Origin of the sequence: Trichlorobacter thiogenes, from assembly GCF_900167465.1 — a bacterium.
GTDB classification, from domain to species: domain Bacteria; phylum Desulfobacterota; class Desulfuromonadia; order Geobacterales; family Pseudopelobacteraceae; genus Trichlorobacter; species Trichlorobacter thiogenes.
In genome coordinates this window covers 85,626-100,087 of record NZ_FUWR01000003.1, presented here as the reverse complement: position 1 = coordinate 100,087, position 14,462 = coordinate 85,626, and the positions used below count along the sequence as shown (strand labels likewise).

Annotated in this window: 11 protein-coding genes; 1 reads left to right on the top strand and 10 read right to left on the bottom strand. The window is 57.4% G+C overall.

The features are described 5' to 3' along the window. Positions 1 to 65: 65 nt before the first annotated feature. The gene (locus B5D39_RS04690; protein ID WP_078789242.1) at positions 66 to 1,031 is read left to right on the top strand and encodes a 4Fe-4S binding protein; all 966 of its coding nucleotides are present in this window, start codon (positions 66 to 68) and stop codon (positions 1,029 to 1,031) included. 247 nt (positions 1,032 to 1,278) lie between these two features. On the opposite strand, the gene B5D39_RS04685 is transcribed toward B5D39_RS04690, so the two are convergent. From B5D39_RS04685 to B5D39_RS04640, 10 genes are all read right to left on the bottom strand, one after another. Further along, positions 1,279 to 2,022 (bottom strand): DUF3142 domain-containing protein, encoded by a 744-nt coding sequence (locus B5D39_RS04685; protein WP_078789241.1) that lies wholly within the window; start codon positions 2,020 to 2,022, stop codon positions 1,279 to 1,281. Beyond that, on the bottom strand, positions 2,022 to 4,169 hold the full coding sequence (locus tag B5D39_RS04680; protein ID WP_078789240.1) for a PA5441 family protein: 2,148 nt from the start codon (positions 4,167 to 4,169) through the stop codon (positions 2,022 to 2,024). The genes B5D39_RS04685 and B5D39_RS04680 overlap by 1 nt, the downstream gene beginning before the upstream one ends. A 360-nt stretch (positions 4,170 to 4,529) precedes the next feature. After that, positions 4,530 to 5,621, bottom strand: a complete 1,092-nt coding sequence (locus B5D39_RS04675; RefSeq protein ID WP_244161353.1) for an adenosine deaminase — start codon at positions 5,619 to 5,621, stop codon at positions 4,530 to 4,532. Then, positions 5,593 to 6,435 carry an alpha/beta fold hydrolase gene (locus B5D39_RS04670; protein WP_078789238.1) on the bottom strand — a complete coding sequence of 281 codons (843 nt, stop codon included), beginning with the start codon at positions 6,433 to 6,435 and terminating at the stop codon, positions 5,593 to 5,595. The genes B5D39_RS04675 and B5D39_RS04670 overlap by 29 nt, the downstream gene beginning before the upstream one ends. A 251-nt stretch (positions 6,436 to 6,686) precedes the next feature. Beyond that, positions 6,687 to 7,025, bottom strand: a complete 339-nt coding sequence (locus tag B5D39_RS04665) for a CopG family antitoxin (protein ID WP_078789237.1) — start codon at positions 7,023 to 7,025, stop codon at positions 6,687 to 6,689. Continuing rightward, the gene (locus tag B5D39_RS04660) at positions 7,022 to 7,306 is read right to left on the bottom strand and encodes a BrnT family toxin (protein WP_078789236.1); all 285 of its coding nucleotides are present in this window, start codon (positions 7,304 to 7,306) and stop codon (positions 7,022 to 7,024) included. Before B5D39_RS04660 ends, B5D39_RS04665 begins: the two co-directional genes overlap by 4 nt. 220 nt (positions 7,307 to 7,526) lie before the next feature. After that, positions 7,527 to 9,626 carry an SWIM zinc finger family protein gene (locus B5D39_RS04655; protein WP_078789235.1) on the bottom strand — a complete coding sequence of 700 codons (2,100 nt, stop codon included), beginning with the start codon at positions 9,624 to 9,626 and terminating at the stop codon, positions 7,527 to 7,529. Then, positions 9,623 to 10,759, bottom strand: coding sequence for a vWA domain-containing protein (locus B5D39_RS04650; protein ID WP_078789234.1), 1,137 nt, complete (start codon positions 10,757 to 10,759; stop codon positions 9,623 to 9,625). Before B5D39_RS04650 ends, B5D39_RS04655 begins: the two co-directional genes overlap by 4 nt. Further along, positions 10,756 to 13,146 carry a DUF5682 family protein gene (locus tag B5D39_RS04645; protein WP_078789233.1) on the bottom strand — a complete coding sequence of 797 codons (2,391 nt, stop codon included), beginning with the start codon at positions 13,144 to 13,146 and terminating at the stop codon, positions 10,756 to 10,758. The genes B5D39_RS04650 and B5D39_RS04645 overlap by 4 nt, the downstream gene beginning before the upstream one ends. Next, entirely contained in the window at positions 13,143 to 14,264 is a 1,122-nt protein-coding gene (locus tag B5D39_RS04640) for an ATP-binding protein (RefSeq protein WP_078789318.1), read from the bottom strand. Before B5D39_RS04640 ends, B5D39_RS04645 begins: the two co-directional genes overlap by 4 nt. Positions 14,265 to 14,462: the final 198 nt, after the last annotated feature.

Sequence of the window (14,462 nt, the reverse complement as noted above, 5' to 3'; positions counted from 1 at the left end):
TGCTACATGAGTGGTATGCAGGGGCGGCGTGATTGCGTCGCCCCTGTTTTATAATGGGGTGATCCATGTCAGATCGTTATGTCCAACCATTACGGATGCTGGTGCAGCTGGTCTTTCTGGGGCTCTCGCTGCTGATCGGTTTCAGGTTCTTCCGATTTATCCAGGCGGTCCAGCAGGGGCTGGATACGGTGGGGCGTCCTGCTGCTGTTGACGCCTTCCTGCCGATCTCCGGTCTGTTTGGCACGGCAGCCTGGCTGAAGGGGGGCGGCATCAACCCGGTCCACCCGGCAGCGGTGGTGATCTTTGTCACCATCATTGTTGTGTCGCTGCTGCTCAGGCGGGCCTTCTGCTCCTGGATCTGTCCGGTGGGTACGCTCTCGGAATGGCTCTGGAAGCTGGGTTTCAACAAGCTGCGACGTAACTGGCTGCCTCCCCGCTGGCTTGATCTGGGGCTGCGGGGCATCAAATATCTGCTACTGGCTTTCTTTCTGTTCAGCGCTGTTTCCTGGTCCCTGTCGGCGCTGCAGGGGTTTCTGGCTAGTGGGTACCACGCCATATCAGACGTGAAACTGCTGCAACTGTTCCGCTCTCCCTCCATCACCACCCTGGCGGTGGTTGGGCTACTGCTGGCCCTCTCCATTTCGCTGCGTAATCCTTTCTGTCGCTTTGTCTGCCCCTACGGTGCGCTGCTGAGTCTGGTCTCGCTGGCATCACCACTGGCGGTGCAGCGTGATCTGAAAAAGTGTGTCTCCTGCGGGGTCTGCAGTCAAGTCTGCCCCTCACGGATTGATGTCATGCATGCCACCAGAGTCAATAACCCGGAATGCCTGGGCTGCTGGCGTTGTATCAGCCACTGCCGGGTCAACACCGCCCTTAGCATGCGGGCCTTTGGCAGGCTGGCCGTGCCGGGGATTCTGTTTGTGCTGTTGGTCGTGCTGCTATTCTGGGGCGGTACTCGGCTTGGCAAGGCCACCGGTCACTGGGATTCGGTCGTGACACCGGCGGATTATCGGGAGCTGATGGCGCGGTAGTACAGTGTAGCCGCTAAAAGCAGCCCTCCTTAATCAGCTTTTGTCAGGGATGGTGCAAAACAATAACCCTGTAAAAGCAGTAGCACGCGGAGTCGCGGAGATGCGAAGAATGAAATCATGCTGTTACAGCAGGTTGCTGTTTCAGCTGCCGAGTTACTCCTTGTTTTAGGTAACGAACAGATTTTCTCCGCGAACTCCGCGGCTCCGCGTGAGAAATTGTGTTTTTTAGGGTAACGATTCCAAGCCGCTAGTATCGTCCCTGATTCTGCAGAAACACAACATAGCCTCGAAACCAGGGGCTTGCCTCCAGGGTTGGATCAGGCACCCATTCACCCTGTTGGATCAGTCCGATTTTAAACGGCAGGTTTAACCGCTTTAGCGCCGGAAGGTAGCGCTTGTAGGTGGCAATGGTTTTTCTGCCCTGATAGGTCTGTACAACCACTTCATCAACAACCTGCTGTAACTGATTGATCGCTTCAGTATCACCATTGCTGCTCCAGTCCAACAGACCGGTAATGCTCAGTTGATAGGTTTTCGGCAATGCTACCCGCACTTGCTTTAGAAATGCCACGTACTCAGGCAGGTGCCGCGTCCTTACATCAAAATCAACCTGCAGCCCAACCACCGGATTACCAGCCTGCTGCCACTGCTGGAGCCGTCCAACCAGGGCCTGAACGGTTGCTGGTGTCCAGTTCAGGGTGTCTGCCCGGTACACCAGCCAGACCTTCCCCTTTTTCAAACGGGCCACTGACATCCCCTGAGCAACAACCGCCACCTGGGTCCTGTCTTGTTGCTTTTTCTCAACCACCTGCCCCTGCAGGATGTACAGCTCCTGAGCCTGTCCAAGGACCGGCTGCGTCTGTACCCCACCCCAGAGCCAGAACGAGCTGTACTGCTCTGCCTTGACAACACCGGCAGCAACAGGACGGGGTGGGATCAGTGCCAGGGCCAGTACGGCTAGCAGCACCGCAATGCACGGTTGTCGCAGCATCACCAGTAATATTTCAGCGCTTGCGCCCAGGCCGATTTTCCGTACCGGCTTTTCAGGGTTCTGAACCAGGCCTTCCTCTCGGGCAGCTCAACACTCTTGCCGCCACAATGGTTGTAGCCCGAGGTGGCGTAACACTGAATCAGGCGGTAGAGCGCATAGGCCTTCTGATCAGGTGTGGCGTTTGCGTCGGCAACAACGGTTTTATAGCCCTCACCTCTGGAAAAGAGGCTGCCGGGGAATTGCGAAGGTGCTGCTCCCAGTACTGCTGTCCGCGTTCCGGCAGGCTGTGGTGCTGCAGGTCTGCTTGTATCCGGTCCCGATTCAAGGTCGTTGGCATTGGCAAAGTCTCCCAGACAGATCAGGCCGTGGGGATCTTGGGGGTTTTGCGCCAGCTTTTGGGCAATCTCCACAGTGGAGGGGCAGGCGTAGCTGTCACCGCTCTTTTTGCCGCTCCAGGTAAAAAGCGCCAGATGTGGCCTGCTGTCGGAATCCCGTTTGTATGTGGCAGCATCAGCAGGTAGCAGGCGATGATCTTTCAGATAGTCCTGATACCGGCCCTGCAACAGGTCTTTGTAGAGCAGGGTGTAGAGCGCAATGTGACGTTCCTGTAGCGGGCTGTCCTTGGCGCTGATCCTCTGGCGAAGCAGCTCTGCAGATGCATCCTGCCGCAGCAGGATGCTGCGGATCAGCGGCTCGGTAACAGGTGATCCTGGGGCAAACACCGCTGCAAGCTGATTGCTGTATTCGTAGTTCAGTGCCAGCGCAAGCTGCAGGGTTTCATTCTGGAACGGCTGCCTGGCCACCGGCAAAAGGCTCAGCCACAGCTTGCGGGCAGCAGAATAGTCGTTGCCTGCCTCAAGGGCCTGGCCACGCAGGACCAGCCGACTGAAATCCAGATAGGTCATCTTTGCCGGAATCCCTGGCGGCAGACTCTGTAAGGCAGCCTTTGCATCCTTCTGCAGATACAGCTGATGGGTCGCAAGCAGGTACTCGTACAACGCCTTGTGCTTGGCAAAGAGCGGCTGCTGCTTTTTCAGGTCGGCAAAACCGAACTTCTTTGCACCTGCCGCGCCGTTGTCCCGCATCAGCAAGAGATCAACGGTTGCCAGCAGCAGCGGGTCCTGCAGCTGGTCCGGGGTTGCGCCGACCAGCAGTTTGTTGTCTGCCTCCTGGGCCAGCTCGTGTGCAGATGCGTTGTTTTGGGGAGCATGCTGGTTGTGCAGCTGCCAGGCATACTCTTCGGCAAGTTTCTGCTGATTGTTTGCCAGCCAGTAGACCCGCCGCAGCAGGCCCCTGGCCGATGCGGCATACTGACCCTTTGGATACTCTTTCAGATAGCCTTTAAACAGCGCTTCCGCGGCCAGCAGTGCCTTTTTGTCCGCCTTGTCCAGCTGCGGGTAGCCGTAGTTGTCAAACGCCTGCAACTGGGCACGGTTCAGCTCGGTACGTCCGGCCATATAACGTGCGGCCTCCTTTAACCAGGGCTGATCACTGCCAACCAGCGCACCGAAGCCGGATGATGCCGCATCATAGCGTTCTTCATAAAAGGCTGCGGCTGCCGCAAGGTACTCCATAAACTGCTTGTAGGTTGCTGATGGCGGCCCGTTCTCATTGCCTGCTTCCTGCTCTGTTGCCGGGGTAGCAGCTGTGGCTGGTACCTTGCCGCAGACCGGGGTGAACTGCTTCCGTGCTGCTGTCAGCAACTGCTGTTCGGCAGCGGATAACTCTTTGCTCTGTTTGACCGCCTCGATAAAGTCTTCTTTGCCCCCTTCATTGCTTCCACAGCGGTCTCCGGCGCCATAGCTGACCGTATTCTGTTCCGGTTCAGGGCTGTCGGCCTTGCTCTGTGACGCAAAAAGGGAGCTTTCAAAGGTATCCACGCTAAACGGCACCATGCCATAGCCAAACTCGACATCCTCCTTGCCGGGCCTTTTTGCCCGCAGGGTCCCCAGTCCGCCATCAGCCATCAGTAACTTCAGGTTTACCCGTGTATCATTGCCCGGCGTCAGCAACGGCAGGTTGCTGCAGCGGTCGTAGTTCCGCAGGGTAAGGGTCCAGGTTGGCGAACAGTAGTTGTCTGAGCTAGCCCAGGCGCACTGGCTGCACAGTATCGCAGCCAGCAGCAGGATCAGTTTTTTTGAAAACATGGAAGACCTCTTATAATTGGATGTACCCTGGAAATGGTTGTTTGCCGCAAAAGAACGCAAAGAAATAAAAGAAAACAGGTGATTTAGCCTATGAAAACTGTGCCACAGAGATCACAGAGGTCTCAGAGGAAAACAGGAACGTACACCAAACACCTGATTTCTTTTGATGAGGCGGTAAAAACAGGCTTTTTGCAGTTCTCTGTGTTTCTCTGTGTTTCTCTGTGGCTAACAGCCGTTGTATGGTTCAATTCTTTGTGATCCTTGTGTTCTTTCGTGGCCTAAAGTTTTGATGAGGTTCTCATCTGCGTAGATCCGCTCAATCCGCGTCATCCGTGTGCTCGTGCGGTGTAGCTGTGTGGTTTAGGCGTGCTGCTGCTGGAAGAAGGCATCAAGCTGGCTGATCCAGCCAGCCTTAACCTCTACATCCACAAAGCTTGCCTCAAAGCTGTTGCGGGCCAACCGGTACGCCTCTGCTGCCCCAAGCTCCGGCAGGGCCACAAAGGTCTCCAGGTAGTTCTGGTTCAGGTAGCCGCCAAAATAGGCTGGATCATCAGAGTTGATGGTGGCCCTGATGCCGCAGGCCAGCAGCCTGGCAATGTTGTGGGCCGCAAGGGTCGGGAACACGCACAGCTTCACGTTGGAAAGCGGGCAGACCGTCAGCGGTATCTGCTGCTGTACCAGCCGGGTCACCAGCTGCGGGTCATCCAGACAGTGTACACCGTGGTCGATCCGTTCTGCCTGCAGCAGATCAAGGGCATGCCAGATATACTCGGCAGTTCCCTCTTCACCGGCATGGGCCACCAGCCGCAGCTCCAGTTCTCTGCAGCGGGCAAAGACCTTGCTGAACTTTTCCGGCGGGTTGCCTTTTTCTCCGCTATCAAGCCCGATTCCGATGAATTTGTCCCGGAACGGTAAGGCCTCTTCCAACACCGTAAAGGCATCATCTTCAGTCAGGTGGCGCAGAAAGCAGAGTATCAGGGCAGCACTGATTCCCAGCTCTTTTCTGGCCTGCTGGATCGCCCGGTCCAGCCCGTTAATGATGGTCACAAACGGAATCCCCCGGGCGGTATGGGTCTGGGGATCAAAGAAGATCTCGGCATGGACAACATTATCTGCCTTGGCCCGCAGCAGGTAGGCCCAGGCCATGTCAAAGAAATCCTCTTCCGTCTGCAGCACACTGGCCCCGGCATAGTAGATATCCAGAAAACTTTGCAGGTCAGTAAAGGCATAGGCTGCCCGCAGCGCCTCAATGGTGGGGTAGGGCAGCTGCAGACGGTTCCGCTCTGCCAGGCTAAAGATCAGCTCCGGCTCCAGCGATCCTTCAATATGGATATGCAGCTCTGCCTTGGGCATCCGGCAGAGCAGCTCAGGCAGGGCGTGGCGTGGAATACTGGCCAGATTCATGGTGATGTCCCCTTTTCGGTTAGCAATGGCATCCGATAGTGCCGTCATTGAGCGCTGTGGGAGCAACCTGCCGCAGGAACTCCAGCAGGCAGTGATTAAACCCGTTTGGCTGCTCAAGGTTAACCAGATGGCCAGCATCGGCAATGACTTCAAGCTGACTGTCGCTGATCCCGTTGGCGATCATGCGGGGATGCTCAATCGGGCAGGCCTTGTCCTGTTCAGCAGCTATCACCAGTGAAGGTTTGGTGATTGATGGGAGTAACTGAGTCACATCCGGGCGATCACGCATGGCAAGCAGCCCGCCTGCCAGCCCCCGGCTTGCATTACCCACCATCCAGCCATAGACCTCTTCAGCAAGCTTGGGGCGTGCCTCCACTGTACCATCTGCAAACATCAGGGGATGGAAGCTGTCGGCAACCACCTGCGGGCCAAATTTAAGCAGATCCGTTGCAAGCTGTAAGCGTCGTGCGCGGCCTGCCTCATCATCAGCAACGCTGCGGGTCACCACAAAGACAGCGCCGCTGATCCGTTCAGGAAAGCGGGCCAGCAGGTTAAATAGCACATAGCCGCCCATGGACATCCCGGCCACCAGTGCCTGCTCAATTTCCAGATGATCCAGCAGGCTGATCAGGTCATCACCGAACAGATCCAAGCTGTAGGTCCCATCAGGCGCATCACTTTCGCCAAATCCCCGCAGATCCGGCGTTATGACCCGATACCCGGCTGCCACCAGATCTCCCAGTTGCGGGCGCCACATGCTGCGGTTCAGGGGAAATCCGTGGATCAACAGAACAGCCGGCCCTGTCCCGACATCGTCATAGGCGATCATGCTGCCGTTTATAAACGCATTTTTTGCAATCATAGGGGGACTCCTGGCTTGGTGCTTTGTAGCGGTGGTGCGGTCATCTGCGCGGACCTGTTGTTGGATGATCAATTATTCTTAAAACGGCAGTTACTCACGCGGTGCCGCGAAGCTCGCGGAGAAAATCTAAGTAGTTACCTGAAACCAAGGATCGATCCTACAGGTGAAACAATAAAATGCAGTAAGTATATGATTTTACTCTTCGCGTCTCGGCGGCTCCGCGTGCAACAGCTTTTCCTGGCGGAGGAGAGCTAACCGGCGCGCAGCTTTTTCGTGCGACCGGTCGAGCATGTAGGTGGACGTGATACGGTCTCAATAAGCCGGCCGCTGGCATATTTATGAACGATACTGGCAATCAGAGTCTGGTAGGGCATACCTTCCTCTGCAGCCTTCATTTGGATATCTTCGAGGTCCCGAGAAGAAAGCCGAATGTTTATTCGTTTATCTTTAGTGAGGGTAGCTGCAGCACTTAAAGCATAGCGGGCAATCTCTTTGTCAAGATTAGACACTGACTTCCATTCTCCGCTCTCATATGATTCCAGGATCTCCTCTTCGTATTCTTTCTCTTCAGCTTTTAATTTTCTACTCATCGTTCTTCTCCCTTTGCAATGTACCTCTTGGTGGCGATTCGACTCGGAATGATTGTCTTCAGAAAGATTTCTTCATCCGTTTCAACAAAAGGAACCAAGAAGGCGTAGCCGCGAATTCGGACGATAAAAATACGTTGGTTTGGATACTTCTCCTTATTTGGGTGTTCGACCACATCAAGGAGCGCTCCCTGCGAAACAGCTACCAGTACTTCCTCGAAGGAAATCCCTCTCTCGGCTTTGAGCGCTAAGTTTTTGTCAGAGTTCCAGTTGATTGGTTTCATAGTGATATCATACTTAACTGTGTGCCTTTTGTCATCATTTTAGTTTTTGTTCAACGGGCGATAACTCTGGGGTCAGGTCTTGAAAAATCAGTTTCTTGTATTTCAAGACCTGACCCCAAAGGTGTGACTCGGGTGAGGGGGAAACAGACTAATATTGTTTGCACCTTTTCCACCAAGAGAGAAGGGTAAAGCGGAAGATTGACGCTAATCAGGTCTTCTTTTAAATTCTTATCCCTATCTCTCCTATCCCTTTTTGCGTGACTTGATCCAGCAGCAGAATGATTGTAGAGAGCTGGCGGGAGAGCTGCTGAAAATCCGCCGCAGTAAGGGTTTTGTGCAGACCGGCAAAGGCTGCGGCTGTGCTTCGCAGGCCGCAGCCGGCGAGTACCTTTTCCAGTTCAAGCGCCTTGTCATACTCGCCTTTTCCCATCTGTTTGACCCCGCGTCTGAGCCAATGGGCCAGTATTTCACGAGCAGAGTGGACGGCATCGCCAAGCGGGGTGCTGTCGCCCAGCTGCCTGCCATGGGGTGCGGTGGTGGTGGGAGCATCTGCTGCCTGCAGCACCACGGACCGATCCCTGGTCAGGATTGCCAGCGGATGCAGAAATGGCTGACCGTTTTCAAGCCAGGCCATACCGGCAACGTCAGCGATCGGCCCCAGTTCGCCGGACAAAATCTGCAGGGCGGCATCAATGGCATGGGGAGCCAGCGGGTTGTTGGGGAGTGACAGCTGCAGCGGAGCATCCTCCGCACTGCCGGAAATAATAACGGCGTGGAGCTTCTGTAGAGCTGCATCCCAGCCGTAATCAGCCACTTGCGCGGCCTCAAGGCTGACGACATGGAAATGCCCCAGATTCTGCACCGGCCGTACAAACGCCGGCAGCTGTTGTTGCAAGTGTCGGGCAAGGGCGCAAGGGCCATGCTGGCGCACCGGCTCTTTGATGTTGTCCCAAGACTTGGGCGAGAGCGGGAAAACGTTGGTCAGGCGGTTGGTGCTGCTGATATCCACACTGCCGTTGGCTCGTCTGGTGGCGGTTTTGGTAATGATCTGGCCGTTGGCCATCTGACGCAGTGGCTTGCCCGAGACCCGCTTGCCCATCAGATCCTGCCAAGAGAGCGGTTTTGTCTGCCCCTCCTGCTGCGGCCAGTAACGCTCCAGCAGCATCAGGGTCTGGGTGTCATGATCCATGAAGACCAGATCAGCCCCCTGACCGGTGTCATCGCCCCAGATTTCCAGGCCAAGAGAGGTCAGGTTCAGATGGTCGAGCGCCATCTCACCCTTTTCACCGATCCCCAGAATCTGCCGGGCCGGCAGCCGTGGCGACGATGACGCCTCCATGAAGCCGGCGGCCTGCAGTCTGGCAGGGAGAGCGGCAACGGAGCGGAGCAGACGTTGTTGGTCAAACCTGCTGGAACGGCCATGAAGCCAGATGATCATATCCCGGATTTCCCTGACCCCTTCCCCGACCCAGCGCCATCCCAACTGGTCACACTGTGCCAGGATTAGCCGGACCTGCGCCTCGGTTGCAGAAAGCGGCTGGGCGGCACCGCCGCTCCAGATCCTGTTCAGCCAGTTTTCAATCTCGTCCATCAGCGTCGCGGCCGCCCCATCCCCTGCCAGCAATCCGGCACGGCCTGCCCGGTCTGCCCGGTCTGCACCGTCAACTCCTTCAGGCAGCCTAAGTTCAATCACCGCCTCTGCCTGATCCGGATGTTCCTGTGCCGCCTGACGAAAGGCCCAGACAGCCAGGGCCACATGGCAGCAGCCGCTGCCTTCCTTGCAGTCGCAGCGGGCGTGAGCCAGCGATGATCGCGAGAAAAAACGGACCGTGCACATGGCAAAGCGGACCGTCGGAACGTCATGCCCCCCCTGGACCGTTGCCACCATCCCTGCTGCCGCCAGTTTCTGCGCCTGCTGCAGACGTGATTTGGTCAACACCTCCAGCAGCATGCCATCGTCAAACCGGCCCGGATTCCAGCCGGGTTCTTCGGCCTCGGCGGGTTGATCGCTATTATTTTCAGCGCTATTCTCCCTTGCTGCGGCAGCGGCCTGATAGGCCAGTATCAGGGTGACGCGGTGGCGGCAGATGCCACTGGCCGGGCAGCTGCATTGGGCCTCGCGCAATGTCCTCCCCGGCGGAAGAGTGACGTGGCTGCTGTCATCGTAATAGCCATGCAGGTTTCCGTCCTGATCCTCTTCCAGACGGGGCAGCAGACCGGCCTCCAGATCCTTGATCCCCTTTTTGACAAAGCCGACGTTGGAGAGTGCGATCAGTGCCTCAGTTGACAACTCCAGCAGATCCGTGCGTCCGTATCTCATCCCCGCACCTTTTCCGCCAGCCAAGCTGCCAGCTGCCCCGGTGTCATGGCGCCGACCATTGCACCAACATTGACCAGACGGGAGGCCATCTCCCGGTCATAAACCGGTGTGGCCGATTCATCCAGCGCCGCCAGTCCTAGAAACTTCACACCGTTCTCCACCATGGTCTTGACCCGTCGCACCAGTTCTGTGCTGCTTCCCCCTTCGTAGAAATCCGATACCAGCACAACAATGCTTTTTGACGGGTTGGAGACGAGCTGCTGGGCATAGGCCACCGCCTTGGCAATATTGGTTCCGCCCCCCAACTGCACCTTCATCAGCAGTTCCACCGGATCAGTCACATCTGCGGTCAGATCAACAATGGACGTATCAAAGGCTACCAGCCTGGTATTCATGCCGGGCAGATTCCAGAGGCAGGCCGCCATGACTGCGCTATGGATAACTGAATCAACCATGGAACCGCTCTGGTCGATCAGCAGGATGATGTCCCAACGCTCCACCTGGCAGCGGGTACGGCTGATAAAAACCGGTTTTTCCAGATAAAGGTTTTTCTTTTCCGGATGCCAGCGGTGCAGGTTTTCCGACAGTGTTCTCTTGAAATCGAAATTGCGGGCTATCCGCATATTAGACCGGCGACGGCGATCACGGGTGCCGTTGAATGCCTGCTTTACCTCGCTCTGCAGCTTTTCCATAATCCGGCGCACAACCTCGGCCACCAGGCGGCGGGCGGCGAAGAGTACATCCGGATTCATCAGATGCTTGGTGTGTAGCACCGCTCGCAATAGTGATTCCGAGGGCTCCAGCCGTTCAAGCACCTCCAGGTTGGTGACCACCTCGTCAATGCCGAATCGCTCAACGGCATCCTGTTCCAGCCGTTCGATCACCTCTTTGGGAAACAGTTTGTGAAGGGAGTTGATCCAGTCCGGGGTGGTCAACTGTGATCCGTCCAGTCCGGCCTTGCGTTCTCCACGCTCAGCCCGGCCAGGATCTCTGCCGTAAAGCCACTCCAGGGCCGCATCGGCACCGGCTGCAGCCGCATCCAGTCCGCCGCCGTGCCCGGAAAGGGCCGCTTCGGCGGACTCTCCCAGCAGCAGTCGCCACCTCTGTAATGGTTCGCTAATCTGTAGATTCATGCCGTACCCCGGTTGTCGTCAACCACAATTCCCCATGCCGCCAGCAGGCGGATGACCTCTTTTTCTGCCAGTCCGGCGTTGGCCTGTGCAATGGGGTCGTTTTCCAGCAGCGGGGCTGTCAGCTGCCGGGCCGAAAGGTGGCTGGCATTGTGTAGCAGCAGGACCGCCTCCGCCAGTGCGCCTCTTTCCTGTGGCGGTAGCCAGGTAAAGGCGCCGCGCATGGCCGGCAGGGCCACTACAAAATCGTGGTCATCAAGCTCTGTTACAGCCTGATTGAGGCCGGTCAAGAAATGATGGTTGTGGGCCAACTGCTCGCGACCTAAAGCAATCATGCCGGCCAGGCCGTCCCCCATCTCCTGCGGCTGAAGTGAGAGGACCAGTTCCAGCGCCTGTTCTGCCAGCAGCTCCTGTTCCGCTTCATCCTGAACTGATAGGGCCAACAGTACGCCAACCGAGGCACCACGACTGACCGGGGCAGAATTGCAGGCGGTTGACTTGCGCTTGAATACGGCCTTGGCCCGCTCCGGCAGTATGCCGGAGAGAAACGTACTGTCAGGATCGGCATTCCGCTCGCCCCACAGATCCAGACAGATCTGACTAATCCCCTTGACGGCATGGATATGCGCTTCCTGTTCAGCCACAGCTATGGCACCGGGGAGTTCGAACAGCCACAAGGCCCGGTCAAATGCTGCTTCTACCACCGCAGCCAGCATTGGGGCGCCATCCATCTCCAGCATCCGGCCATGGCAGAACAGGTTGTATAGTGTGGACAACGCCCCACCCAATGGTTCAAAGCGTGTCGTTGCCGTCACTGCGTTAGCAAGCTGGGCAATACAGCCGGAGCTGATCTGCCTGAGACCTGCAAAAGCGGCCCTGTTGAGAATGGAGGCCAGTTTGCCGATATCGTTTTCCGCTTCCCGCAATAGTGATTCCAGGCAGGCGGTGGCGGCGGTTTCCACCGTTGCCCCCCAGGCCCCCGCCTCGATCAGGGCGGCGGCCCGGGTGATCGGCTGAGTGATCTGCCAGATTTCTGTGGACTCACCGTCCATGGCTTCTGCTGGCCCTTTGCTGCGTGTAAAACCAGGGATGGCCAGAATCGACAGCTTGTGCAGCAGCCTGCTCTTTGCGCGCCCGGCATCGCTGAATAGATCAAGTTTGAGGGTGCCGATGTGGGGAATGGCGGCTTTTTCCAGCTCTGCCGCCACGGAATGAACAAGTGGCGGTTGCGGGGTCTCCGGGGCCAGTTTGCCGATAAGATTGCCGGCGATCACATCCATGGACTCCACCAGTACCGGATCAGTACCGGGCTGCAGCCGGCCGCGATAACTCCAGGGGAGCGCAACGGAAAGGGCATCCTTTACCAGCGCTCCGGCAATAGCATCCAGCCAGTCAATGCGCAGTATCTGGCGATGACCGCGCAGACGGGACAAGCCGCTGGCCCGTGAGTGCAGAAAAATCATATCGGCCGTTGAGGCGGTCAGCTTGCGGCTGCGGAGTCGTTCAATGATCTGCCGCAACAGCTCATGCCCGGCATGCTCCGCTCCCCCCTCCCAGAGCCATTGGTAATAGGCAGGCGATGGCATGCCCGAGGCGTATCCGGTAAAGGAATCCAGACGTTTGAAGGTGTAGGGGACCAGAAAAGAACCGTAGCGTAGCTCACCACCCACATTGTCTACTTCCGGCAGTGGCGTATCCGGCAGCCCTGTCGGCATCTGCGGCCAGAGGCGCTCCAGTGCTGCGGCATGGTAGCCGCCACAGACCACCACCACCTCGCCACGCTTCTGGGCTATTGCCCAGGCGATCCAGCTGGCCATGGTCTTTTCCCTGGCCTGATTGCCCAGTGAACCGGCAGCCGTGGAGCGCAGATTATTAAAATAGGTGTCAAGTGCGCTGTCCAGCAGCTCCATCCCCAGCTGGTCATCGGCACTGCTGAACAGGTCTTCGAACAGGTGGTCCCACAGGGCATCATGCCCCTCAACTGCCAGCCGCTTCTCCAGGGCCGCGTCATAACTGCGCAGCGACTCTTCGGCCTCGGCATCAACGGCATCGGCGTAACGGTTTTCCAGTGATTCAAAGGCGTCATGCCAGGCGGGCAGATCAATGAAGCGCACCACGGCTCCAACACGGCGGCCATGGACAAGCGCCTGCCATTCGGGCGAATGCTCCGCAAATGGGGACCAGGAACCGTGATGCTGCTTGCTGCTGGAGAGGTAGCTGTAGACGGCAATCGGCAGCTGGTGCTGCAGATAAAGCTGATCAAGCTTGTCATTGAAATCAGCTGGTCCTTCAATCAGCACAAAGGCAGGCTGCAGCTGATTGATGCGCCAGACAACCCGCTGGGCGCAGGCCGGGCTGTGATGTCTTACTCCGAGGATATGCGGTTTCATGGCAGCCGGTGACGTGCCTCAAAAAAAGCCTTCCACTGCTTGCCAGCCTTTTTGGCCACCTTCTGCTCAAAATAGCGCCGTAATTTGGCCCGGTCATCATTATTATCCTTGATGACCGTGCCGCTGATGCAGTCGACAACATCCGCCGGGTCAGCAGCGCGCTGTTCCAGAAACCAGGCCCGCACACCAACGGCATGGGCCACATTAACCGCTTCGGCCGTGGACATGACCGCATTCAGCCGGTCACTGCCCTTGTCGCCATCCCGCTCGCCATTACCGGCTCCGCGCAGATCGCGGAAGGTGGTTACCAGCACCTCCACCACGTGATCCGGCAGGGTATGGGGGATGCCACTCTGCTTGAGCAGTCTGGCGGAACGCTCGGAGACCAGCTCCAGCTCCTGTGCGTAATTAAAGATCGGGAAGACGGTTTCAAAATCAAAACGACGCTTGAGGGCGGCGCTCATCTCATTTACGCCGCGGTCGCGGGTATTGGCGGTAGCGATGATATTGAACCCCTCCCGGGCATAGAGCATGTTGTCATTGCCCGGCAGCTCCGGTACCGACATGACACGGTCGGAGAGCATCCCCAGCAGGCAGTCCTGTACCTCCAGCGGGCAGCGGGTGATCTCTTCAAAGCGGACCACCTTGCCGTCCCGCATCCCCTGATAGAGCGGGGCAGGCACCAACGCGCGCGGCGTGGGCCCTTCATTGATCAGCAGTGCGTAGTTCCAGCCATACTTGATCTGGTCCTCGGTGATGGAGGCGCCCCCCTGAATGGTCAGAGTGGATGTGCCGGAAACGGCCGCCGACAGCAGCTCCGACAGCATGGATTTGGCCGTGCCTGGCTCGCCAACCAGCATCAGTCCGCGCCCGGTGGCCAGCGTCACCAGCATCCGCTCAATACTGGAAACCGGTGCTACGATCTTCTGAGTAATTCCGGCCGCCGCATCCCCCATAATGAAGCTTCTGGCCGACTTGAGGCTGATCTGCCACCCCGGAGGCGTCGCCTCCCGGTCCGCCTTACGCAGCCGTTCCAGTTCCTCGCCATACATGATCTCGGCCGGCGGCCGCTGAAAGTCATCATTTTCTGCTGCTGGCGTATAAGTTGTTCTGGCCATTTTTACCTCTTGAAATGTATGTCTGGTTGAGATGGGCGTAAGGGCGAAGCACGACTTTATCGTGCTTCGCCTGCCTTTCCGGGTGATTCCGGTAATGCGGGCGAAGCAGGTGATGCTTACTTCGACCCGTTTGGGTGCTGATTTTAAATAGGTCAGCAGCAAACCTGAACAGGGCTTGGCAAATAACATGGTGACTGC

Coding starts and splice junctions, on each gene's coding strand:
- B5D39_RS04690 (WP_078789242.1), top strand. CDS start 66: ATGTCAGATCGTTATGTCCAACCATTACGGATGCTGGTGCAGCTGGTC.
- B5D39_RS04685 (WP_078789241.1), bottom strand. CDS start 2,022: ATGCTGCGACAACCGTGCATTGCGGTGCTGCTAGCCGTACTGGCCCTG.
- B5D39_RS04680 (WP_078789240.1), bottom strand. CDS start 4,169: ATGTTTTCAAAAAAACTGATCCTGCTGCTGGCTGCGATACTGTGCAGC.
- B5D39_RS04675 (WP_244161353.1), bottom strand. CDS start 5,621: ATGACGGCACTATCGGATGCCATTGCTAACCGAAAAGGGGACATCACC.
- B5D39_RS04670 (WP_078789238.1), bottom strand. CDS start 6,435: ATGATTGCAAAAAATGCGTTTATAAACGGCAGCATGATCGCCTATGAC.
- B5D39_RS04665 (WP_078789237.1), bottom strand. CDS start 7,025: ATGAGTAGAAAATTAAAAGCTGAAGAGAAAGAATACGAAGAGGAGATC.
- B5D39_RS04660 (WP_078789236.1), bottom strand. CDS start 7,306: ATGAAACCAATCAACTGGAACTCTGACAAAAACTTAGCGCTCAAAGCC.
- B5D39_RS04655 (WP_078789235.1), bottom strand. CDS start 9,626: ATGAGATACGGACGCACGGATCTGCTGGAGTTGTCAACTGAGGCACTG.
- B5D39_RS04650 (WP_078789234.1), bottom strand. CDS start 10,759: ATGAATCTACAGATTAGCGAACCATTACAGAGGTGGCGACTGCTGCTG.
- B5D39_RS04645 (WP_078789233.1), bottom strand. CDS start 13,146: ATGAAACCGCATATCCTCGGAGTAAGACATCACAGCCCGGCCTGCGCC.
- B5D39_RS04640 (WP_078789318.1), bottom strand. CDS start 14,264: ATGGCCAGAACAACTTATACGCCAGCAGCAGAAAATGATGACTTTCAG.